The sequence below is a fragment of the Rhodococcus sp. IEGM 1305 genome (assembly GCF_030058635.1).
Taxonomy (GTDB): domain Bacteria; phylum Actinomycetota; class Actinomycetes; order Mycobacteriales; family Mycobacteriaceae; genus Rhodococcus_F; species Rhodococcus_F opacus_D.
In genome coordinates this window covers 79,303-100,534 of the sequence record NZ_JASHKX010000023.1, presented here as the reverse complement: position 1 = coordinate 100,534, position 21,232 = coordinate 79,303, and the positions used below count along the sequence as shown (strand labels likewise).

The following is a 21,232-nucleotide window of genomic DNA, read 5'->3' as shown; positions in this document are numbered from 1 at the left end:
CTGCGGCCCGGATCACCCGCACTGCAATCTCACCGCGGTTCGCGACGAGCACCTTCGTGATGTGCGCGCTGGCATGACTGGGCACTGAGCCTCCTGTGGTTCGCATGGTCTGTCTCCGCGGTGGCTCCCGTGGGTGTCACCAGCGGTCGTTTACGGCATCACTTCGGAGTCTAGGCACCGAACCGATTCGTGTTGTCACCGGACCGAAATTTCCGGTCAGGGCTGTCCGACGCTTCGCAGCCCTACCGATGGGTAGCTGGTTGAAACCTGTTCCAGTTGCCGGCGGAGGCTCCCGACCCACGTGTGGACGCTCGCGGCAGCGATGTCGTTGCCCGGATATCGGACCGCCAGATTGACGCCTCGGGGGGTGCGATTGATCCACGCGTACACGTCGTGGGTGTACTGCCTGCTCCGCAGGGCCCGGGCGTTGCGCTCGTGCCAGCGGCCCGCTTCGGGCACGAACCGGACGTCCATGTAGGAGACGACGAAGCGCGGCCGGATGGGGATGTCGAGTTCCTTCTCGATCCGGTCGAACGGGACCACCGAGATCGGCTTCGTCCGGGCCACGCTCTCGGCGGCCTCGCGGGCGACGGCGGCGAAGTCGTCCGACGTCACCTCGAAGTCGATCGGGCTCAGACCCACGAACCATCCCAGCGCGGAGGCCCACTGCGGGGAATGCCGGGTGTGGACCGGAGTGACCGTCCGAAAGCGTTGATGCCCCGCCACTTCCGACCCGGCCATCCCCAGGCACGCGAGCAGGCCGGGGAAGAACCCCACCTCTGCTTCGCGGCACGCCGAGTTGAACGCCGCAGCCTGGTCGGCATCGAGAATCCAGGCAGACAGGTTCTGCTGGGCGTACGAGGTGCGCGGGCCGACCTCGAGCGGGAACTCGGGGAGGCCCGGTCCCTCGAGGGCCGACCGCCACACGTCGAGCGCCTCCCGTTTGACCTCGGCGTCGGTGGAGCTCTCACGCTCCTCACGGCCGAAGTCGATGTAGCTGCCGACGGGGAACAGGTTGGCCGTGCGGCCGGACAGTGCCTCCTCGTACAGGGCGGTCAACTCGTGGGCGACGAGCACGATGGAGAACCCGTCGATGATCGAGTGGTCTGCCGCGAAGAACACCGTGAATCGATCGCGTTGGACGGTTTCGAGCGTCGCGAAGACGTACGACGGCCAACTGTGCGGCGAGGCGTACTCGTCGAACAGTTGCTGCAGGTGCGCGAAGTTGTCGCCGCCGGCGGCGTCGTACCCGTGGCTGACGACCCCGACGTGCAGCCCGCCCTGCGGCACGGTGCGCCGACGTACGCGCTCGGTCTCCGCGTCGAACGCCGTGTGGGAGCGCAGCACCTCGTGACGATCGGTCCACTTCTCCAGCGCCGACCGGAAAGCGGTGACGTTCAGTGTGCCGTGGATCTCGAATGCGGTGCCCAGCCAGGATTCGCGACCACCGGAGTCGGAGCACCGGCGCAGGTGCGCCTCGTGGATGTACGAGGCCGGGCGGGGGTCGTCCACCCATTCCGAGCGGGCGCACGGTAACCATTCGGTGAGCGCGCCCACCGGAACGGGGTAGTCGGCAAGTTCGGTGAATTCCATCAGTGTGTGTTCAGATCCTGCCTAGCCGCGAAGATGCCGCTTGATTCGCGCGAGCATCGCGGACATGCCGCGCAGTCGCAGGGGACTGACGGCGTCGGCGAGCCCGAGCGCGGAATAGAAATCGTCCGGAACGCCGAGGATGGTGGCGGCACTGTGCCCGTCGAGGCCCTGGTGCAGGATCGACGCGAAACCCCGCGTCGTCGGCGCTTCCGCGGGCGCGCTGAAATGCAGCCGCACGTGTTCCGGATCGGAGTCGTCGACCGACAGGAACAGCGGAGACTGGCACTCGGGCACCGGTTCCATCGCGTCCTGCTCGAGTTCGGCAGGCAGAGGCGCCAGTTCGCGGCTGAACTCGAGCAGCAACTGCAGCTTGTCCGAGCCGTCGACGGCAGCGAAGTCGTCGACGATCTCGGCAAGCGAATCGGGTAGTTCGGTCATGACGATGCGCCGGGCACGTCTCCCGGCTCTTCACCCCTGACGATCGGAACGCGAACCATGTTGCCCCACTCCGTCCACGAACCGTCGTAGTTGCGGACGCTGGGGTAACCGAGCAGGTGGGTGAGGACGAACCAGGTGTGGCTGGAGCGCTCACCGATGCGGCAGTACGCCACGATGTCGTCGTCGGCGGACACACCGCCGTAGATCTCGTTCAGTTCACCGCGCGAGCGGAAACGGCTGTCGGGGGCTGCGGCCTTGGCCCACGGAATGCTCAGCGCGCTCGGGATGTGGCCGCCGCGCAGCGCGCCCTCTTCGGGGTAGTCGGGCATGTGGGTGCGTTCGCCGGTGTACTCCTGGGGCGACCGCACGTCGATCAGCGGACCCTTGCCGAGGTGATCGAGGACGTCGTCCTTGAACGCGCGGATCGGGGCGTCGTTGCGCTCGACCACCGGGTAGTCGGTGGGGGAGGTCTCGGGGACGTCGAACGCGGTGTCCCGGTTCTCGGCGATCCACGCGTCGCGGCCGCCGTCGAGGAGGCGGACGTCCTCGTGTCCGAACAGCGTGAACACCCAGAGGGCGTACGCCGCCCACCAGTTGCTCTTGTCGCCGTAGATCACGACGGTGTCGTCGCGGCTGATGCCCTTGCGGCTCATCAGGTCGGCGAACTGCTCGCCGTCGATGTAGTCACGGGTCACCGGATCGTTGAGATCGAGGTGCCAGTCGACCTTGACGGCGCCGGGGATGTGGCCGACGTCGTAGAGGAGCACGTCTTCGTCCGACTCCACCACCTTGAGGCCGGGTGTGCCCAGTTTCGCGGACAGCCACTCCGTCGACACGAGCCGACCGGGATTGGCGTACTCGGCGAAGGACTGGGTGGGATCTGGCGCTACGGGCACGGGTGGGCTCCTGGGGCAGATGCGACGGGGACGGCGTCAATTCTAGGCGGACGCCGGAAGTTCTTCCGACCGGCGTTCACACTTACCTTCCGTGGACGGTGAGGGAGGCCGCAGCGGGCGCGTAGATTCGCACCCGAACGGAGGCCTCATGCCCGACATCTCGACGCGCGCCGACCTGGAACTGCTGCTCCGGCACTTCTACGGCCGGACATTCGCCGACCCGGTCCTCGAACCGGCCTTCGAGACGCTCGCGGTGATCGGCATCGACGACCACCTGCCCGTCATGTGCGACTTCTGGGAGACGATCCTGCTGCGCACCGGCGTCTACCGCGGCAGCGCGTTCGCCGTGCACCGGGCGCTGCACGGCCGGCACGGATTCACCGACCGGCATTTCGACCGCTGGGTCGAACTGTGGGCGTCCAGCGTCGACGAGTTGTTCGCAGGCGACGTCGCGGGGCGGGCCAAGGGCGAGGCAGCCAAGATCGCCGACGCGATGCGGCGACGACTGTTCGAGCCTCCGGCGGTCAGACGACGGGAGTGCCTTCCAGGTTCAGCTGACTGGTGAGCTCCGCGATGGGAGTGACGCCGTTCTCGCAGATGTCGTGCATGATCTCCCGCAACCGCACCAGGAATTCCGTGACCGCCCGGCGTGCCGTCGACGTCTCCGGGAACCGCGACCGCAGCGCGAGACCCCGCTGCGTGCGGGAGATCCAGAACTGCGCGTCGTCCGCGACCGTCACGTTGCTGATGTGGTGGGCGTTCAGCTCGTCGTGATCGTCGGTGCCGGGCAGTCTGCGGTAGTCGATGTACGAGACCATGAACACATCGGTGCGGGTGCGGCGGTATCCGTCACCGAGCGCCTCCCGCACCTGGGCCATCGTCACACCCTTGAGCGTCAGGGCTGTGCGGAACGAGGCGTGGGTGTGCGCCAAGGAGGACTGGAAGTCGCAGTCCGGGGTCAGTTCGACCGTCAGTGGCGCGCTCGTCGTGAGCCACCCGATCGCATTGGCCCACTGCGGGTCCTGGCGAATGTGCAGCGGAAACTGCAACGGCATCCGGGAGATGCCGTTGATCGAGTGCACTGCCATGCCCATCGCGGTGAGCGTCCCGGTGAACAGGCTTCCCCCAGAGTCCAGGCAGATTTCCTCGAACCGCTCGGTGTCGGCGGCGTCGAGGAGGGGGCGGACGTCCGCCCCCTGTGGTGCGGGCCTGCCCGCCTCGACACCCAGATCGAGCGGGAAACTGGGCGCGGTGCCGCCGCAGCGTTCGTAGAAGCGTGCCCATTCGCGCACCCGGGGGTCGCCGATTTCGGTGACGGGCGTCTCGGCCTCGAGTTCGCAGTACCGCAGGAAGCTCCCGGGATCGCCGAGTTCCTTCGTCAGGTCCGCTTCCGTGAGTTCGGCCGAGCCGCCGAGCCCGGTGAGTCGCTGGTAGATCTGCCGGAGTTCGCCCAGGGCGATGACGAGCGAGTATCCGTCGACGAGAGTGTGATCGAACGCACTGACCACGGTGTAGTGCGAGTCGCGTTCGATGGTGGCGAACAGGTACGCGGGGAACGTCAGCGGGTCGCACGCCTCGGTGAACCGGTACCGCAGATGGTCCCGGAGCTCGTGTGGCGACGTCGTCACCGAGGACTCGGACGCGACGACGGTGATGTCCTCGGGGTCGAGATCCACGCGCGCCATCGCGTCCGGGCTCACGTCGAAGCCGGTCTGCAGCGTGTCGTGCCGCCGGATGAAGTGCACCAGTGCCTGCGCGAGAGCATCCCGGTCGAGTCGCCCGGGAAGGTCGAAAGCTGCTGCCATCCAGACGCTTCGGCCGACGCCGTGGGTGCGGGCGGTGTCGAGATGGAATTGCTGGTTGTACGACGGCGGCACCGCGGACGGGGAGACCTTGCCCGGCGCGACGGACCATTCCGTCACCAGGCCGGGTTCGAGCATGTACCGGTCGATCGACGTGACGTGCACTACTCCACCCCTGCGGCAGTCGCGGAGTCCGCCGCAGGCGCGAACGATGTCACCGTGTAATCGCCCTCGCGGGCAACGGTTTTCATGATGGCCGACAACCGCTCCGCGTATGCGGTCACGGACCGGTGCGCCTCGTCGGTATCGGGGTGCGAGACGGCCATCCACGTGCCCTCGAGCATGCGGTTCACCCAGATCGACGCGATCTGCGTGGCCTTGCCCCCGACGATGCCGGTCGCCCGGGTCGACGTGAAACTCTCGGTCTGCGGCAACCGCCTGCCGTCGATGTACGACACGATCGGCGGCGGTGCGAGTGTGGTGGCGTGTTGCGACATCGCCTCGGGGCCGGCCTGAGCGAGCACGGTGTCGATCACCTGCTGCACGGACACCTCGCCGAGCGCCTTGCCGGACCGGTAGGCGTCCTGCGCGCGCTGGGCAAGGCCCGTGAACGTCGTGGCGTCCTCGAGGGCGAACCCGACCGGAATGAGATTGATGAACCACCCCTGGGACCAATAGAACTGCGGGTCGTTGCGGGTGGTGAGCGGCGACAGCGCCATGTAGCGGTCGCGCCCGACCAGTTCGTGTTCGGTGATGGCGAGGGCCGCGAACACGCCGCCGATGAAGTTGGAACCGTGGGCCTTGCACACGGCACCGAACCGCTCGCACTCGTCGGCGTCGGCGAGGTCGAACCGGCTGCCGATGGCCGGTTTGGGTTCGTCGGAAGCGCCGAGGTCGAGGGGAAAGCTCGGGAACGTTCCGCCGTTTCGGGTGAGGTGACCGATCCAGCCGTGGACCTCGGGGGAGGCGAGGGTCAGCGTCGCCGCCTTCTCTCGTTCCCGCCGGCTGTATTCCACGTAACTGCCCGGGTCTGGCAGGTCGGGCTCCACGCCGTCGAGTTCGGCCTGATAGATGGTCCGGGTCTCGGCGAACGTGAGGATCATCGACTGCATGTCGGTGTGCGCGTGATCGACGGCGTGGATCAGGGTGAAGCTGTCCTCGCGCCCGGGAGCCCCGGTGTCGTAGTGCTCGACCACCCCGAACACGAATGCGGGCCAGGCCAGCGCGCTCGTATCGTTCGCGAAGCGCGCGGCGACGTGGTCGCGGACCTGCTCGGGGGTGGTGAGCGTCTCGCCCTCGTGCGCCGTGAGCGCGATGGAGCCGGCGGGCACGACGTGCCGTCGGACGGCATTGGTGGTGTCCGTGGGGTCGGCGTCCGCGTTCTCGAACGAGAACCAGCTGTGCAACGTGTCGTGCCGCAGGACGTAGCGCTCCAGGGTTCGTGTCATCGCGGCGGTGTCGAGGCGGCCGGGGAAGTCGAAGGCGATGCCGATCCACGGGGACTGCGTCTCGCCGTTGTTCGCCGCCAGCCGGGCCCGCCGCAGGTGCCGCTCCTGCATGGTGGTCGGCAGTGCCGGATCCACCGGCGCTTCGGCAGCCGCTCGTGCGCTCGCGTCCGTGACTTTCCACTCGACGACCCGCCCAGGTTCTGGCTTCCAGTGGGTGATCAAGTTCAAGTCCATCGAGCGGCTCCTGGTCGGATTCGAGTTGCGAGTTCGGTCGGGTGTGGCACGGACTTTCTCGCAACAGGATGCGGCACCGAGTGCCTTACCGCGAGAGGTAGAGAAGTATGAGACTGATTACAGGTCGGTCCCGGTCCAGTCAAGTGTCGGGCAAAAGGGTTCCACGCTGCAAGTTCTTCGCGTAGCATCCAGCAACCTTTGAACAACCTCACAGCATTCCGTGAGGTTCGAGCCGCTAGCCTGTCCGGATGCCTGTGACTCAGCGTGACGCACTCTATCGAGGCGAACTCGGTCGCTGGGTCCCGTGGCTGGGTCTGGCCACCAGTCTCGCCGCCGTGTTCATGCAACTCCTGGACGCGACCATCGTCAACGTCGCGCTTCCGAGCATCGCGGTCGATCTCGGCGCCTCGGTGTCGGCGCAGCTGCTGATGGTGAGCGTCTACACGCTCTCGTTCGCATGTTCGCTGATCACAGCGGCGCGGCTGGGGGATCTGCTCGGCCGACGACGGGTCTTCCTCACCGCACTGGCCGTCTTCATCGTTGCCTCTCTGCTCTGCGGACTGGCCCAGTCGCCGACCGCTCTCGTCGTGTCGCGGGCGTTGCAGGGCCTCGCGGCGGGGTCGATGTCGGCTCAGACGTTCGCCATCATCTCGGGACTGTTTCCGAAACGCTCGCACCCGCGCGTGTTCGGAATCTACGGCGCGACCATCGGGCTCGCCACGATCTGCGGTCCGCTCGTCGGCGGACTTCTCATCCAGTGGGATCTCTTCGACTGGGGTTGGCGGCTGATCTTCTTCGTCAATCTCCCGATCGGGCTCGCGGCCCTGGTCCTCGGCTACTTCTATCTCGTCGACGCGAAGCCCGACGGAATCCGCCGGCTCGACGTGGGCGGCGCCGTGCTGTCGGCGCTCGGCCTGTTCCTCCTGATCTTTCCGCTCGCGGAGGGCCGGGAACGCGGCTGGCCGACGTCGCTCGTGGTGATGCTGCTGTGTTCGGTGCCGGTCCTGATCGCGTTCGTCGTCCACGAGTGGCGGCTCGGGCGCCGCGGCGGCGACCCGGTCCTGCGCCTCGAACTGTTCACCGACCGCGCGTTCTCGCTCGGCGCGGCCATCGCGTTCGTGTTCTTCGGGACGCTCACGTCGTTGATCTTCACCATCTCCCTCACCCTGCAGTTCGGGTTCGGGTTCTCACCGCTCAGGGCCGGGGTGATGACGCTGCCGTGGGCGCTGGGGACCGGGCTCGCCGCGCTGGCCTCCGCTGCCGTGTATCGGCGCATCGGCAACCTCGTCCTGCCTCTCGGGATGCTGCTCTTCGCCGGCTCCCTCATCGTGCTGGCGGCGCAACTGCAGCACGAGGGCACCGATCCGCGGTGGTCGGCGCTGGCCGGTCCGCTGTTCATCGGGGGAGCCGGGCTCGGGCTGTTCGTGGCACCGCTCCAGACGGCGATCCTCGCGACCGTGCAACCGCAGAACGCCGGGTCGGTGTCGGGGCTGCTCCCGACCGTGCAGCAGGTGGGTAGTTCGATCGGCCTCGCGGTGATCGGCGTCGTGTTCTTCAACCTCGTCGCGACGCAGTCGGCGGACGCGGTGCAAGCCGAGCGGCCCGCGTTGACCGCGCAACTCGCCGAGGCCGGGGTGCCGCCGGCGCTGATCCCGCGGGCCGAGGACACGTTCGTGCGCTGCGCGACGGAGCAACTCGGGTCCACGTCCCCGATGAAGGTGCCCGACGAATGCCGTTCGCCGGCGTCCGGGGGTGCGGCGCTCGGCGCCGCTCAGCAGCAGATCGCCGACTCCGCGGTGGTAGCCGCACGGGAGTCGACCCGATCAGCGGCAGGCGAGGCGTTTCTCCAGGCAGAGCGCCGCATCCTCTGGATCATCGCGGCGGTGGCGGCGGCTATCGGTGTGGCGTCATTGACGCTTCCGCGCCGGAATCTGTCGGTCGACGAACAGTCAGTCGACGCGGCCTGACGACGCCCACAACTCGGCGACGCCGACCCCGACCTCCGCGAGCAACCTCCGGACGAGCGGCAGACCGATCCCGATCACGCTGGACGGGTCGCCCTCGATGCGGTCCACGAACCAGCCCCCGAGGCTGTCCAGGGTGAACGCGCCCGCGACCTGCAGTGGTTCCCCGGTCGCGAGGTAGGCCTCCAGATCGGCGTCCGGCGGGCTCGCGAAATGGACGACGGTGGCGCTGTGATCGTGTGCGTCACCCACCACCGCGCCCTCCGCGATCCGCAGGACGCTGTGCCCGGTGAGCAGGGTCGCGCTACGGCCGGCCATCGACGACCACCGCGCGCGGGCGACGTCGACGGTTCCGGGTTTGCCTTGCAGGGACCCGTCGATCAGCAACATGGAGTCGCATCCGACGACGACGGCGTCCGAGATCCCGTCCCGTGCGAGAACAGGGAGGACGTCGCTCGCCTTGGCGCGGGCCAGTTCGGTGACGACGTGCTCGGGGGCTGCGTCGGCACCGAGTGCCGCGATGACGGCATCCTCGTCGACTCCGGAGACTCGCACGACCGGCTCCACCCCGGCGCTGCGCAGAACAGCCAGCCGCGCCGGGGAAGCCGAGGCGAGAACGAAGGATGTCACCGGATCCTGATCAACGCCGGTACGCGGACACGTTCGGGAACGCGTACGGCGAGAACGGGGCGACACTCCGGTGCATCCGCGTGGGAGCGCCCCAGGACTCGGGCGGTACGTGCGAATCCGGTTCACCGCTGCCGGCGGCGGCGACCGCGGACAGCACCGCGACGAGCGCAGCGATCTCCTCGTCGGACGGTGAGCCCTTGACCACCTTCAGGAAAGGCTGACGGGCCGCGTCGGCGGCGGTGCCGTCCGTGTCACCCGGCAGGTCGGTGGCCGCACCCTTCGCGAGCGTGGTGTCCGCTGCGGAACCGTTGACTGACGCCGTCGCGTCCGAACCTGTCTCGGTGCGCACGCCGTCGTCGGTGATAGCGGTCATAGGGGGATGTTCCCATGCTTCTTGGGCGGGAGGGTGACCATTTTGCGTTCGAGGAGGCGCAGGGCGGCCACGATCTGTCCGCGGGTGTGGGACGGGGGGATGACGGCGTCGACGTAGCCGCGTTCGGCGGCGACGTACGGGTTGACGAGGGTGTCTTCGTATTCCTGTTGCAGTTGCAGGCGCAGGGCGTCGACGTCGTCGCCGTTCTTGGCGGCCTCGAGGAGGCGTTTGCGGTAGACGAACCCGACGGCACCGGACGCGCCCATGACGGCGATCTGGGCGGTGGGCCAGGCGAGGTTGACGTCGGCGCCCATGTGCTTGGAGCCCATCACGTCGTAGGCGCCGCCGTAGGCCTTGCGGGTGATGACGGTGATCTTCCCGACGGTGGCCTCCCCGTAGGCGTAGAGCAGTTTCGCGCCGCGGCGGATGATGCCGTTGTATTCCTGGTCGGTGCCGGGCAGGAAGCCGGGGACGTCGACGAGGGTGATGATGGGGACGTTGAACGCGTCGCAGGTGCGCACGAAGCGGGCGGCTTTTTCGGAGGCGTCGATGTCGAGGCAGCCGGCGAACACGGTGGGCTGGTTGGCGACGATCCCGACGGAGCGGCCGTCGACGCGGCCGAAGCCGACGACGATGTTGCCGGCCCGTTCGGCCTGGACCTCGAGGAATTCGTCGTCGTCGAGGATGCGGCGGATGACCTCGTGCATGTCGTAGGGCTGGTTCGCCGAGTCCGGGATGAGGGTGTCGAGTTCGAGGTCCTCGGCGGTGAGGGAGTCTTCGATGGACCCGGTGATCGGGTCGGTGGGCAGCATCCGGGGGGCCGCGGCCTGATTGTTGCTGGGTAGGTAGGACAGCAGGTCCTTGACGTAGTCGAGGGCGTCCTGTTCGCCGGAGGCGACGTAGTGGGCGACGCCGGACTTGACCATGTGGGTGTGCGCGCCGCCGAGGTCTTCCATGGTGACGTCTTCGCCGGTGACGGTTTTGATGACGTCGGGGCCGGTGACGAACATCTGGGAGGTCTGGTCGACCATGACGACGAAGTCGGTCAGGGCGGGGGAGTAGACGTGGCCGCCGGCGGCGGGGCCCATGATCAGGGAGATCTGCGGGATGACGCCGGAGGCCTGGACGTTGCGGTGGAAGATTTCGCCGTAGAGGCCGAGGGAGACGACGCCTTCCTGGATGCGGGCGCCGGCGCCTTCGTTGATGCCGATCAGGGGGCGGCCGGTCTTGAGGGCGAGGTCCATGACCTTGACGATTTTTTCGCCGTAGATTTCGCCGAGGGAGCCGCCGAAGACGGTGGCGTCCTGGGAGAACACGCACACGTCGCGGCCGTCGACGGTGCCGTAGCCGGTGACGACGCCATCGCCGACGGGGCGGTTGTCGGCGAGGCCGAAGTTCACCGAGCGGTGCCGGGCGAGGGCGTCGAGTTCGACGAAGCTGCCCTCGTCCAACAGGGCGGTGATGCGTTCGCGGGCGGTGAGCTTGCCCTTGGCGTGGACCTTCTCGACCGCGGCTTCACCGCTCGGGTGCTGCGCCTCGGCCTGACGATTACGCAGGTCGGCGAGCTTTCCCGCCGTCGTGTGAATATCGGGCGTACTCGCCGACTCCGCCGCGCTCGGCTCCTGAACAGTGGTCATGACAGGTCAGCTTAACGAGAGCCGACGAGCTTCTGCCAAGGGAGGTGGTCAGGCGGCGGGTTGCCCGGACCCGGCTACTGACCAGTACCTTTTCCAGCTCGTCCTAGGCTGTGGTGATGTGGACCGACCTGAACCGACCCCCTCTCAACGCCGACAATCTGCGCGCGGCGCTCGTCCGCGGTGACGACGACAGCGACACCCGCAGGTTCTGGGCGCGGCTCGACGTGGTGCAGGAGACCGGGTCCACCAACGCCGATCTTCTCGCGCGGGCCGCGACGTCGAACTGCGACCGGCACGTGCTGCTCGCCGAATTCCAGGACAGCGGCCGGGGCCGCCATTCACGCGCCTGGGTGAGTCCGCCGCAGGCGCAGATCGCGGTCTCCCTGTTGCTGACGATGCCGGGGATGAGCGTCCAGGACATGGGGTGGCTGCCCCTGCTGACCGGTGTCGCCGTCGTCGACGCGCTCCGCGCCGCCGCCAAGGTTCCCGCGGAACTCAAGTGGCCCAACGATGTGCTCATCGACGGCCGCAAGGTCGCCGGCATCCTCGCCGAGGTGTCCGCCACGGCACCGGATCCGGCGGTGGTCGTCGGGATCGGTCTCAACGTGAGCCTCACGAGAGACGAACTGCCCGTCGAGCATGCGACGTCGCTCGTCCTCGAGGGCGCCGAGGTCAGTGACCGCGACACCCTCGTGCGGGCGGTGCTGCGCGCCATCGCCGATCGCTGGCAGCAATGGCACGACTCCAACTGGGACGTCACGGAACTCGCCGAGGCCTACCGTGCCCGCTGCGGCACGCTCGGCCAGCGAGTGCGCGCCGAACTGCCCGGCGGGCGTGAACTCATCGGCATCGCAACGGACGTCGACGCGGAGGGCCGGGTCGTGATCGCCCCCGACGGCCAGCCCGGCACGATCGCCGTCGCCGCAGGTGACATCACACATTTACGCCCGGTGCGCACCGAGTAGTGCCACACTGTGGTACATGAGTACCTCAATTCCGGAGTCCTCCGTCACCGCAGCCCGGCGCACGTTGACCGGTCTCACGGTGGTGCTCGGTCTGCTCACCCTGGGTCTCGGCATCGCGGTGCTCGTATGGCCGCACGTGACGCTCACGGTGCTGGCCGTCCTGATCGCCATCCAGTTCTTCGGCTTCGGGATCGTCCAGATCATCCGGGCGTTCGCCGACGTCGAGGCCGGGGGAGCTGCACGGACCCTGGTAGGCGTATCCGGCGCCCTGGCAATACTTCTGGCGTTCCTCGTGCTGAGGAGCCCCCTCCAGACCGTCGTGATCATCGCGCTCGTCGTCGGTGCGTGGTGGGTGTTCCGAGGTGTCCTCGAAATCGTGGAAGGCGCCTCGGGTTCGGTCGCGGATCGCGGGCTGACCATCGTGCTCGGCGTGATCAGCGTCATCGCCGGGGGCTTCGTCCTCCTGCAGCCCGAACTGTCGCTCGAGGTGTTCGTGATCGTGGTCGGAGTGTGGATGGTGCTGTACGGCATCATCATCGTCATCACCCCGATAGTGCTCAGCCGCATGCGATAGAGGCACACTCTTCGCATGGGATATCCGGAGGACGCCCTCGCCGAGGACGAGGAACTGCTGCTTCACCGTCATCCACACTGGAAGATGCTGCTGCTCCCCGCCGTCACGTTTCTGCTGGCGACGGCCGTGGCAGGTTTCGCGGCGGGATTCGCCGAGAACAAGCTGGACGGCTCCGCGCTGAACGTCGTGCTCGTCGTCGTCCTCGTGGTGTGGCTGGGGCTCGTCGTATGGCGCTGTGTCGCGCCGTTTCTCAGCTGGAAGTTCACCCACTTCATCGTCACCGACCGGCGTGTTCTCATCCGCCAGGGTGTGATGACCCACACCGGGATCGACATTCCGATGGGGCGCATCAGCAACGTCCAGTTCCGGCACGGCCTCCTCGACCGGATGCTCCGCACCGGCACGCTGGTGATCGTGTCGTCCTCGGACGATCCACTGGAATTCGACGACATCCCCGACGTCCAGCGCGTCCACTCGCTGCTCTATCACCAGGTGTTCGACGCGATGGATCTCCACCGCGAACGAGAGCGAGACGACCCGCGCGGCGACGCCGACACCGGCAAAGGCTGGTAACCGGTCACGGCCGTCTGCGCACCTCCGTACGCTGTGGAGGTGACTGCTGTATTGCTTGCCGAAGATGACGAAGCCATTGCCGCCCCGCTGTCGCGGGCACTGGGCCGGGAGGGATACGACGTCACCATCGAGCAGACCGGCCCGGCAGCGCTGGAGCAGGCGCTCGACGGAGCATACGACCTGTTGATCCTGGACCTCGGCCTACCGGGAATGGACGGACTCGAGGTGTGCAGGCAGGTACGCGCCCACAGTTCGGAACTCGCGGTGCTCATGCTCACCGCACGCACCGACGAGGTCGACTTCGTCGTCGGACTCGACGCGGGCGCCGACGACTACGTGGGCAAGCCGTTCCGGTTGGCGGAATTGATGGCACGGGTGCGCGCCCTGCTGCGCCGTCGCGGCGGCGGCGAGGATTCCGTCGTCGAGGTCGGCGGCATCCGGCTCGAACCGGCGGCCCGGAGGGTGCTCGTGAACGGCACCGAGATCGCCCTCGCCAACAAGGAGTACGAGCTTCTCCGGGTGCTGCTCGAGCACGCCGGGCAGGTGGTGTCCCGCGACACCATCCTCGCGGAGGTCTGGGGCGACGTGGAACTGCGCGGCTCGAAGACACTCGACATGCACATGTCGTGGCTTCGCCGGAAGATCGGTGACGAGGGCCCCGCCGCCGAGCGTCGCATCGCGACGGTCCGCGGCGTCGGCTTCCGCATCAACACCGACTAGGCGGGGTAGTGCGCCGCAGAATTCTCCAGTCGATCCTCGCAGTCGTGATCCTGACGGCACTGCTGCTCGGTGTGCCGCTCATCTACACGGCGTGGTTGTGGGTCGAGGATTTCAACCGGAGCGATCTCCAGGTCCGGCTCGATCGGATGGCGACGGAGATCATCACCCAGGAGGGCGTCAACGGCGTCGTCGAGGGTGATCTCGACACGAACTCCCTGCGTCTGCTGACGCCCGCCGGGGGCCGCCTGGTGGTGGTCTATCCGACCACCGACGACGGCGCAGCGCGAGTGGACATCGGCGAATCGTCCGTGCGGTCGCCCCTCGTGGAATCTCTCGCGATGGGCACATCCGGTTCGCTGCGTCTCGAGGTGCCGTCCGACGAGATGCGCACCCAGCAACGGCAGGCGGTCGGTGCCGTCGCGCTGCTGGTGCTCGTGTCCATCGCCGCGGGCACCGTGGTCGCCTACGTCACGGCGAAGCGGCTCGCCGACCCACTGCGGGATGTCGCCAACCGGGCGGCCCGGCTCGCGGAGGGCGATTTCCGGCCCGACCCCCGACGTCACGGCATCCCCGAACTCGACCGTGTCTCCGACGTCCTGGACTCCGCGACCGTCGAGATCGCGGGACGGCTGCAGCGCGAGCACGCGCTCGTCGCGGACGTCTCCCATCAGCTCCGCAGCCGACTCACGGCCGTCCGTCTCCGGCTCGACGAGCTGTCCGTGCACTCGGACCCCGCGGTCGTGGTCGAGGCCGACGAGGCGATGGCGCAGGTGGACCGATTGACCGTTGCGATCGACGAACTGGTCCGCTCGTCACGTAGCAGTGGTACCGAGACCCACGTGTCGGTGATCCGGGAGCTCAGCGTGGTCATCGCGGACTGGAAGCGGCCGTTCGAAGACGTCGACCGCGAGTTGCTGCTGCGCGGGGACACGAACGTGATGGCGTCGACCACCGGTTCCCGGCTCCGCGAGGCCGTCGCGGTGCTCGTCGACAACGCGCTCATGCACGGGGCGGGAACGTGCACCGTCGCGGTGCGTCTGATCCAGGGGCAGAATCTCAGGACGCCCGGCGAGGAGACGTCGCCCCGCGAGACCATGGTGTGCGTCGAGGTGTCGGACGAGGGAGTCGGGGTCAGCAACGACCTCGCGCCACACATCTTCGACCGCGGATTCTCGGGGGCCGGTTCGACCGGTGTGGGCCTGGCGTTGGCCCGCGCACTCATCGAGGCGGACGGCGGCCGGCTGGAACTGCAGCGACGCCGTCCGGCGCTGTTCGCGATCTTCGTTCCCCTCGCGCGCGAGCACGTGCCGACGCGGGTCACCGGGATCCGGGAACCGCGCTGATGATCAGGAGTGGCCGAACTCTTCCTCGACGGCCTCGTCGACGAGGTCCGGATCGATGATGTGCACGTTCTCGTCGGGGAAGGCGAACCGGCGGAGTGCCCAGAAGCGGAACACCATCTGCAGCAGGTTTCCGATGATGTAGTTGAGCACGAAGTCGACGACCACCAGCGTGGTCAGGTTCTCCTGGTCGGCGCGGATGTCGAACACGTTATTGGCGATCCACAGGGGCGCCGCGGCGAGGAGGACGCCGATCCCGCTGATCGTGAAGAACAGCAGGGCCTCGTGGTGACGTTCACGCCCGCCACGGTTCTTGAACGACCATTCGCGGTTGAGAATGTAACTCAGGACCGTCGCGAGAATTCCGGACAGAATTTTTGCGACAACGGGCTTCTCTTCGAGGATCGTCAGGCTCAGCGAATAGAAGATCGCGAGGTCGAAGATCATGGTGGTGCCGCCCACAATCGCGAACTTGATCAGTTCGTGATGCCGCAACGCGAGAGCCCGAAAAGGCTGGGGAACGCGTGCTAGGACGCCGTCGACAAATGACACAACGGATGAGTTTACGAAAGTCGGACCGGATACCACCAATTGACGGCGAGATCATCAGGAGAATCACAGAAACTGCCCACCGGCACCTCGGCGGCGGAACCCCGCGCCGGACGTGACAAACTAGTGACCCGTGACCGGCAACTCTGACTCCACACCGCGTCCCACGACACCCCGCGATCTGACCGCCGGGCAACCCGTCGTGACGATGATCGGTGGCGGCCAACTCGCGCGGATGACCCACCAGGCCGCGATTGCGCTCGGCCAGACCCTGCGGGTGCTCTCCGGCGCCGCCGACGAACCCGCAGCCCAGGTGAGCCCCGACGTCGTCCTCGGCAGCCACACCGACCTCGACGCGCTCCGCAGGGCCGCGGTCGGGTCGCACGCGCTGACCTTCGACCACGAGCACGTGCCCACCGAGCACCTTGACGTCCTGGTCGCCGAGGGCGTCAACGTGCAGCCGCCGCCGACGGCGCTCATCTACGCGCAGGACAAGCTGGCGATGCGCCGCAAGCTCGCCGAACTCGGCGCACCGGTCCCGGCGTACGCCGAGGTGACCTGGGCCGAGGACGTCGTCAAATTCGGCGCCGAACACGGGTGGCCTGTCGTGATCAAGGCCGTCCGCGGCGGATACGACGGTCGCGGCGTGTGGATCACCGACGATTCCGACGAGGCCGAGCGCATCGTCACCCGGCAACTCGACAAGGGTGTCTCCCTCATCGTCGAGGAGAAGGTCGAGATGCGGCGTGAGCTGTCCGCGATGGTGGCGCGGTCACCGTTCGGCCAGGGCGCCACATGGCCCGTCGTGGAGACGGTGCAACGCCACGGACAGTGCGCCGTGGTCCTCGCCCCCGCCCCAGCTCTGCCCGACTCGGTCGCCGAGGCCGCCGAGGAACTGGCGCTCCGCATCGCGTCCGAACTCGGTGTGGTCGGCGCGATGGCCGTCGAACTGTTCGAAACGACCGACGGCACGCTCGTCGTCAACGAACTCGCGATGCGCCCGCACAACTCCGGCCACTGGACCATGGACGGTGCCCGCACCTCACAGTTCGAGCAGCATCTGCGTGCCGTCCTCGACTACCCGCTCGGCGACACCGCACCGCTCGCACCGATCACGGTGATGGCGAACGTGCTCGGTGCACCGACGGCCCCCGAGATGAGCATGGACGAACGCGTCCACCACCTCTTCGCCCGGATGCCCGACGCGAAGATCCACCTGTACGGCAAGGGCGAACGTGAGGACCGGAAGATCGGCCACGTGAACATCGTCGGCGGACCCGGCTCGATCGACGACCCCGAATACGTGGCGCGGGTGCGCGAGCGCGCCGAGCGCGCCGCGCACTGGCTCTCGCACGCTGAATGGACCGACGGATGGGATGTACACGGTGAGTGACACGGCAGCACGGCAGGGCGCACAGGTCGGGCTCATCATGGGCAGCGACTCCGACTGGCCCACCATGGAGGCCGCCGCCGAGGCGCTCGCCGAGTTCGGGGTGCGCTTCGAGGTCGGTGTCGTCTCCGCGCACCGCACACCGCGGCGCATGCTCGACTACGCGAAGGACGCGGCCGGCCGTGGCATCCAGGTGATCATCGCCGGCGCCGGGGGTGCCGCCCACCTGCCGGGCATGGTCGCGTCGGCCACCCCACTGCCCGTCATCGGTGTGCCCGTCCCGCTGAAATACCTCGACGGCATGGACTCGCTGCTCTCGATCGTGCAGATGCCCGCAGGCGTCCCCGTCGCGACCGTGTCCATCGGCGGCGCCCGCAACGCGGGCCTGCTCGCCGTCCGCATCCTCGGCGCCTCCGACCCCGCCCTGCAACAGCGGATGGTCGCGTTCCAGGACGGGCTCGAGAAGATGGTCCTGGACAAGGACAAGGCACTCCGCGACAAGCTGCTGGGCTGAGTATCCTGCGCCTGTGAAACGCAGCCGCGGTGTGCCGATGATCCGAGCGTCGCGGGGGAGCTCGCAGTCCGCGGCGATCACACGGCTGGCGTTGGTGTATGCCCGGCTGTGGGGTGCCCACATCGCGTTCGACGCCGAGTTCGGCATCTTCGTGTGCAGCCGGATGCGGGGTGGGTACGCGCGCGGCGGGACGACGATCGGCGGCGCATTCCTCACCGGCCCGGAACCGGCGAGATCGCTGATGCGACACGAAGCGGTCCACGCCGACCAATGGGCTACGTACGGGTGGACCTTCGCGCTGCGGTATCTGTTCGAGGAGTTGCGGCACCGCGGTTCCCGGAACAGGTTCGAGATCGCCGCGGGCCTCGCGGACGGCGGCTACCGGGAGAGCTGACGGGTGATCTTCTCGGTGTCGACGCGCCTCGACCGAACTGCGTCGTCGGCGTTGGTGACCTGCACGAGTGACGCTCCGGCTGCGAAGACGGCCACCAGACCGTCGATCAGGGCGTCGGGGGAGTCCCACGCCTCTTCGGACAGCACCCGGTCGGCACCGGTGATTCCCTGGGATTCGGCGGAGGCGAGCGCTGCGGCGAGGACGTCGTCGACGCTCTTGCCGGCCAGTGCGGGTCCGGCGACCGTCGGCCGGAACTGGTCGCCGTGGACGCGCACGGAGGTGGCGTAGTCGGTGATGCCGACGGGGAGGTCGGGGACGGGCCTGCCGAACGCGTCCAGCGACAGCGCCGCGACCTCGGGTACGTCCTCGACGTCGCCCAGGTGCTGGGCCGAGACGAGTGCGATCTCGGCGTCCGCGTCGGCTTCGAGGACGACCTCGGCGCCGGCCCACCATGCACCGAGCAGAACCGCGGCGGTCTGCCAGTGCGCGGGAAGGAGCACCGCGACGCGGGCGCCGGGCTCGACGCCGAATTCGTCACGCAGAAGGTTTGCGGTCTTGGCCGCCCAGTTGGCGAGGGTGAGGGCCGAGAGTTCGACCCGTTCGCCGGTCGCGTCGTCGTAGAACGTGACGCGCGGGCCGGCCGGGTCGTTCTTCAGGATGGGGTCGAGCAGGGCGTCGGTCAGCGTGCGGGACGCATGGTTCATGGACACGATCCGTCTCTCGTTTTCTAGTTCACGCAACGCGGGCCCGACGAGCCGGCATCGATGGGTGGGCCGGGCGGTGCCGGGGTGGGGGTCGTTCCTGCTGTGGTCGCGGGCTCGAGGCCTGTCTCCGAGGACTCGGACGACGTGGTGGTGCCGGTGGTCTCGGCGGACGTCGGGCCCTGGTAGTCACTCGACAGCACCACCCGCACCGAGCCTTCGGGCAGTGATGCGTCGGTGTCCGTGGGGAGTCCGCCGAGTGCTGCGGCGACCGCCTTGGCGCTGTCGTCGTCCGCGGAGTGCGCGAAGACGGTGGTCTCGCTCAGCGACTGACCTGTGTAGTTGCCGACCTCGCCCTGGCCGTAGCCGAGCGACGTGAGAGCGTCGGCGACGCCGTTCGCGAGGCCCCCGACGTCGCTTGCATTTGCCACGTCGACGGTGACGGTCGAGGCGTCGATCTTGGGCGTCTCGGACGTGGTGGTGTCTTCCGAGTCGGTGGGTTCCTCGCCGACGAGACCGGCCACGTACTTCTTCACGTCCTTCGGCTTGACCTCGACGATGGACTCGCCGTAGTCGGTCATGCCGTTGAGATCCGCGACCGGAATCGTCTCGAACTGCACCTTGCCACCGGCGAGGTCCTGCAGTTGGGTGGCGAATTCGATGATGTCCCAGTCTTCGTCGAGCACCACCGAGCGTTGCACGGCGCCGCTGAGTTCGTTCAGCTTGCCGGGATCGCTGAGTGTCTTCGCGGACAGCACCTTGCCGACGAGCGAGGCCATGAACACTTGCTGACGCACGATGCGGTCGAGGTCGCCGCGGGGCAGGTCGTGGCGCTGGCGGACGAAGCTCAGTGCGTCCGCACCCTTCAACGTCTGCTCACCGGCGGGGAAGTGCGCGCCGGACATGTCCTCGTCCACCGGTTCGTTGAGGCAGACGTCGACGCCGCCGACAGCGTTGGTGAGGAGGACGAACCCGAGCAGCCCGACCTCGGCGTAGTGGTCGACGGTGATCCCGGTGAGATCGGCCACCGATTGGATGAGCGCCTCGCGGCCGGCCTTCGTCGACTCCTCCTCGGCTTCCTTGTCGGTGGCGCCGTCCTCGACGAGTTTGAGCCGCTCGGTCTCCTTGGTGGCGCCGTACGCGGCGTTGATCTTCGACATGCCGATGCCCGGCACGTCGACGTAGGAGTCGCGGGGGATCGAGATGGCGGTGGCGGAACTCCCGTCGTTGGGAACGCGGATGAGGACGATGGTGTCGGTGTTGGACGCCACTTCCTCGCCGGCCCGAAGTGAGTCGAGTTCCTCCTGGGACAGCGGGTTGCCGTGGGCGTCGGTGCGGCTGTCGGTGCCGACCATGAGGATGTCGACGGCGCCGTCGGCGCTTCCGCCGAGTCCCAGACCGCCCGCGGTTGCCAGATTGTTGCGCAGCGAGTCGATACTCCGCCAGGCGAATCCCGTCACGACGAGGGCGAGCACCGACAGCACCGCCACAGCGATGTGAATCGGCCGCCGAGCCGTGCTCGGGGGTGCGTCTGGTGCGGGTTGCTCGTGTGACACGGAAACCAGGCTACTGGTCGCCGCGCCGGGAGCAGGGAGGCGTCGATCGGCGTGCCAGACTGACCCCCGTGACGAAGATCCTTGTGACCGGCGCCCGGGGACAGCTGGGTGGACACCTCCTCCGACGAGCCGCGGCGACCGGTATTCCGGCCCGGGGGGTGGGGTCCGACGAACTCGACATCACCGACCCCGGCGCGGTGAACGAGCAGGTCGAAGGCGAATCGGTGGTGATCAACTGCGCGGCGTACACGGCGGTCGACGCTGCGGAATCGGACGAGGACACCGCCCGGGCGGTGAACGAGACCGGGCCTGGGAACCTGGCGGCGGCGTGCGCCCGGGTGGGTGCCCGGCTGATCCACGTCTCCACCGACTACGTCTTTGCCGGGCAGGGCGACACGCCGTACGAGGTGGACGCCCCGACGGGTCCGGCAACCGCCTACGGACGCACCAAACTCGCCGGCGAACGCGCCGTCCACGCAGCGCTTCCGTCCGCCCACGTCGTGCGCACCGCATGGGTCTACACGGGGGTCGGCTCCGACTTCGTCTCCACCATGCTCCGGCTCGAGCGCGAACGTGACACGGTCGACGTCGTGGACGATCAGGTGGGCTCGCCCACATTCGCCGGCGACCTGGCCGATGCGCTGCTCCAACTCGCGGGGCGCAGCGACGTCGGCGCGCCGGTCCTGCACGCCACCAATTCGGGCCGGGCGAGTTGGTTCGACCTCGCACGCGCAGTGTTCGAGGAAGCAGGCGCGGACCCGGAGCGAGTCCGGCCGTGCACGAGTGCCCAGTTCGTGCGGCCCGCCCCGCGACCGGCGTTCTCGGTGCTGTCCGGGAGTGCGTGGGCCGACGCCGGGCTGACCCCGTTGCGGCCGTGGCGAGACGCGCTGCATGCGGCTGTGCGTGCAGCGGTGTGAGGCGGACCCTCTCCCAGCGGCTAC

23 protein-coding genes are annotated in these 21,232 nt (G+C 68.1%); 11 read left to right on the top strand and 12 right to left on the bottom strand.

Annotated features, from left to right (window positions below; translation table 11 throughout):
• From QM693_RS37910 to QM693_RS26040, 4 genes are all read right to left on the bottom strand, one after another.
• The coding region (locus QM693_RS37910) for a biotin carboxylase N-terminal domain-containing protein (RefSeq protein ID WP_378690743.1) at positions 1-85 on the bottom strand (85 nt) is incomplete at its 3' end.
• Positions 86-216: 131 nt separating this feature from the next.
• Positions 217-1,593 carry a condensation domain-containing protein gene (locus QM693_RS26050; RefSeq protein ID WP_283335192.1) on the bottom strand — a complete coding sequence of 459 codons (1,377 nt, stop codon included), beginning with the start codon at positions 1,591-1,593 and terminating at the stop codon, positions 217-219.
• A gap of 21 nt (positions 1,594-1,614) precedes the next feature.
• A complete protein-coding gene (locus QM693_RS26045) occupies positions 1,615-2,031 on the bottom strand; it encodes a SufE family protein (RefSeq protein ID WP_009479492.1) in 417 nt (138 codons plus the stop codon).
• On the bottom strand, positions 2,028-2,927 hold the full coding sequence (locus QM693_RS26040) for a sulfurtransferase (protein ID WP_283353774.1): 900 nt from the start codon (positions 2,925-2,927) through the stop codon (positions 2,028-2,030). The genes QM693_RS26045 and QM693_RS26040 overlap by 4 nt, the downstream gene beginning before the upstream one ends.
• Positions 2,928-3,075: 148 nt before the next feature.
• Here QM693_RS26040 and QM693_RS26035 point away from each other — a divergent pair, with 148 nt between their 5' ends.
• Positions 3,076-3,492, top strand: coding sequence for a group III truncated hemoglobin (locus QM693_RS26035; RefSeq protein ID WP_283353773.1), 417 nt, complete (start codon positions 3,076-3,078; stop codon positions 3,490-3,492).
• On the opposite strand, the gene QM693_RS26030 is transcribed toward QM693_RS26035, so the two are convergent.
• Both QM693_RS26030 and QM693_RS26025 read right to left on the bottom strand, forming a co-directional pair.
• Entirely contained in the window at positions 3,452-4,894 is a 1,443-nt protein-coding gene (locus QM693_RS26030; protein WP_283353772.1) for a condensation domain-containing protein, read from the bottom strand. The two genes, QM693_RS26035 and QM693_RS26030, sit on opposite strands and share 41 nt — an antisense overlap.
• A complete protein-coding gene (locus tag QM693_RS26025; protein ID WP_283353771.1) occupies positions 4,894-6,411 on the bottom strand; it encodes a condensation domain-containing protein in 1,518 nt (505 codons plus the stop codon). The genes QM693_RS26030 and QM693_RS26025 overlap by 1 nt, the downstream gene beginning before the upstream one ends.
• A 248-nt stretch (positions 6,412-6,659) precedes the next feature.
• On the opposite strand from QM693_RS26025, the gene QM693_RS26020 reads away from it, so the two are divergent.
• A complete protein-coding gene (locus QM693_RS26020; protein ID WP_280785219.1) occupies positions 6,660-8,378 on the top strand; it encodes an MFS transporter in 1,719 nt (572 codons plus the stop codon).
• Here the strand turns inward: QM693_RS26020 and QM693_RS26015 are convergent.
• Genes QM693_RS26015 through QM693_RS26005 form a run of 3 tightly spaced genes read right to left on the bottom strand, consistent with a single transcriptional unit; the run spans position 8,361 to position 11,015 of the window.
• Entirely contained in the window at positions 8,361-9,005 is a 645-nt protein-coding gene (locus QM693_RS26015; protein ID WP_280785218.1) for a Maf family protein, read from the bottom strand. The two genes, QM693_RS26020 and QM693_RS26015, sit on opposite strands and share 18 nt — an antisense overlap.
• 10 nt (positions 9,006-9,015) lie before the next feature.
• A complete protein-coding gene (locus QM693_RS26010) occupies positions 9,016-9,378 on the bottom strand; it encodes an acyl-CoA carboxylase subunit epsilon (RefSeq protein WP_283335198.1) in 363 nt (120 codons plus the stop codon).
• Positions 9,375-11,015: an acyl-CoA carboxylase subunit beta gene (locus QM693_RS26005; RefSeq protein WP_112299291.1), complete on the bottom strand. Its 1,641-nt coding sequence runs from the start codon at positions 11,013-11,015 to the stop codon at positions 9,375-9,377. Before QM693_RS26005 ends, QM693_RS26010 begins: the two co-directional genes overlap by 4 nt.
• A 116-nt stretch (positions 11,016-11,131) precedes the next feature.
• Between QM693_RS26005 and QM693_RS26000 the strand changes: the two genes are divergently transcribed.
• From QM693_RS26000 to QM693_RS25980, 5 genes are read left to right on the top strand one after another with little or no spacing between them, the layout of a single operon-like run.
• Positions 11,132-11,980, top strand: a complete 849-nt coding sequence (locus QM693_RS26000) for a biotin--[acetyl-CoA-carboxylase] ligase (protein WP_280785192.1) — start codon at positions 11,132-11,134, stop codon at positions 11,978-11,980.
• 16 nt (positions 11,981-11,996) lie between these two features.
• Positions 11,997-12,554 carry an HdeD family acid-resistance protein gene (locus tag QM693_RS25995; RefSeq protein ID WP_280785193.1) on the top strand — a complete coding sequence of 186 codons (558 nt, stop codon included), beginning with the start codon at positions 11,997-11,999 and terminating at the stop codon, positions 12,552-12,554.
• A 15-nt stretch (positions 12,555-12,569) separates the two neighbouring features.
• Positions 12,570-13,127, top strand: coding sequence for a PH domain-containing protein (locus QM693_RS25990; RefSeq protein WP_105413190.1), 558 nt, complete (start codon positions 12,570-12,572; stop codon positions 13,125-13,127).
• A gap of 39 nt (positions 13,128-13,166) precedes the next feature.
• Positions 13,167-13,847, top strand: a complete 681-nt coding sequence (locus tag QM693_RS25985) for a response regulator transcription factor (protein WP_025432276.1) — start codon at positions 13,167-13,169, stop codon at positions 13,845-13,847.
• A gap of 8 nt (positions 13,848-13,855) precedes the next feature.
• Entirely contained in the window at positions 13,856-15,190 is a 1,335-nt protein-coding gene (locus QM693_RS25980) for a sensor histidine kinase (RefSeq protein ID WP_283353770.1), read from the top strand.
• A 3-nt stretch (positions 15,191-15,193) separates the two neighbouring features.
• On the opposite strand, the gene QM693_RS25975 is transcribed toward QM693_RS25980, so the two are convergent.
• Positions 15,194-15,739 carry a GtrA family protein gene (locus tag QM693_RS25975; RefSeq protein ID WP_164065884.1) on the bottom strand — a complete coding sequence of 182 codons (546 nt, stop codon included), beginning with the start codon at positions 15,737-15,739 and terminating at the stop codon, positions 15,194-15,196.
• Positions 15,740-15,869: 130 nt separating this feature from the next.
• Here QM693_RS25975 and QM693_RS25970 point away from each other — a divergent pair, with 130 nt between their 5' ends.
• Genes QM693_RS25970 through QM693_RS25960 form a run of 3 tightly spaced genes read left to right on the top strand, consistent with a single transcriptional unit; the run spans position 15,870 to position 18,034 of the window.
• On the top strand, positions 15,870-17,129 hold the full coding sequence (locus QM693_RS25970; RefSeq protein WP_280785195.1) for a 5-(carboxyamino)imidazole ribonucleotide synthase: 1,260 nt from the start codon (positions 15,870-15,872) through the stop codon (positions 17,127-17,129).
• Complete coding sequence (gene purE, locus QM693_RS25965; RefSeq protein ID WP_283353769.1) at positions 17,113-17,640, top strand: 5-(carboxyamino)imidazole ribonucleotide mutase; 528 nt, start codon at positions 17,113-17,115, stop codon at positions 17,638-17,640. Before QM693_RS25970 ends, purE begins: the two co-directional genes overlap by 17 nt.
• A 37-nt stretch (positions 17,641-17,677) precedes the next feature.
• A complete protein-coding gene (locus QM693_RS25960) occupies positions 17,678-18,034 on the top strand; it encodes a hypothetical protein (RefSeq protein ID WP_283353779.1) in 357 nt (118 codons plus the stop codon).
• On the opposite strand, the gene QM693_RS25955 is transcribed toward QM693_RS25960, so the two are convergent.
• Positions 18,019-18,738, bottom strand: coding sequence for a TIGR03089 family protein (locus tag QM693_RS25955; protein ID WP_283353778.1), 720 nt, complete (start codon positions 18,736-18,738; stop codon positions 18,019-18,021). The genes QM693_RS25960 and QM693_RS25955 overlap by 16 nt on opposite strands.
• A gap of 23 nt (positions 18,739-18,761) precedes the next feature.
• A complete protein-coding gene (locus tag QM693_RS25950) occupies positions 18,762-20,291 on the bottom strand; it encodes an LCP family protein (protein WP_502942675.1) in 1,530 nt (509 codons plus the stop codon).
• 68 nt (positions 20,292-20,359) lie between these two features.
• Here QM693_RS25950 and rfbD point away from each other — a divergent pair, with 68 nt between their 5' ends.
• A complete protein-coding gene (gene rfbD, locus QM693_RS25945) occupies positions 20,360-21,208 on the top strand; it encodes a dTDP-4-dehydrorhamnose reductase (protein ID WP_283353768.1) in 849 nt (282 codons plus the stop codon).
• Positions 21,209-21,232: the final 24 nt, after the last annotated feature.

What these genes read in the sequence shown, in the direction of transcription:
- QM693_RS25990 (WP_105413190.1), top strand. Translation starts at nt 12,570, where the DNA reads ATGGGATATCCGGAGGACGCCCTCGCCGAGGACGAGGAACTGCTGCTT.
- QM693_RS26050 (WP_283335192.1), bottom strand. Translation starts at nt 1,593, where the DNA reads ATGGAATTCACCGAACTTGCCGACTACCCCGTTCCGGTGGGCGCGCTC.
- QM693_RS26005 (WP_112299291.1), bottom strand. Translation starts at nt 11,015, where the DNA reads ATGACCACTGTTCAGGAGCCGAGCGCGGCGGAGTCGGCGAGTACGCCC.
- QM693_RS25995 (WP_280785193.1), top strand. Translation starts at nt 11,997, where the DNA reads ATGAGTACCTCAATTCCGGAGTCCTCCGTCACCGCAGCCCGGCGCACG.
- QM693_RS25955 (WP_283353778.1), bottom strand. Translation starts at nt 18,738, where the DNA reads ATGAACCATGCGTCCCGCACGCTGACCGACGCCCTGCTCGACCCCATC.
- QM693_RS26025 (WP_283353771.1), bottom strand. Translation starts at nt 6,411, where the DNA reads ATGGACTTGAACTTGATCACCCACTGGAAGCCAGAACCTGGGCGGGTC.
- QM693_RS25960 (WP_283353779.1), top strand. Translation starts at nt 17,678, where the DNA reads ATGATCCGAGCGTCGCGGGGGAGCTCGCAGTCCGCGGCGATCACACGG.
- QM693_RS26045 (WP_009479492.1), bottom strand. Translation starts at nt 2,031, where the DNA reads ATGACCGAACTACCCGATTCGCTTGCCGAGATCGTCGACGACTTCGCT.
- QM693_RS26035 (WP_283353773.1), top strand. Translation starts at nt 3,076, where the DNA reads ATGCCCGACATCTCGACGCGCGCCGACCTGGAACTGCTGCTCCGGCAC.
- purE (WP_283353769.1), top strand. Translation starts at nt 17,113, where the DNA reads ATGTACACGGTGAGTGACACGGCAGCACGGCAGGGCGCACAGGTCGGG.
- QM693_RS26020 (WP_280785219.1), top strand. Translation starts at nt 6,660, where the DNA reads ATGCCTGTGACTCAGCGTGACGCACTCTATCGAGGCGAACTCGGTCGC.
- QM693_RS26010 (WP_283335198.1), bottom strand. Translation starts at nt 9,378, where the DNA reads ATGACCGCTATCACCGACGACGGCGTGCGCACCGAGACAGGTTCGGAC.
- QM693_RS26000 (WP_280785192.1), top strand. Translation starts at nt 11,132, where the DNA reads ATGTGGACCGACCTGAACCGACCCCCTCTCAACGCCGACAATCTGCGC.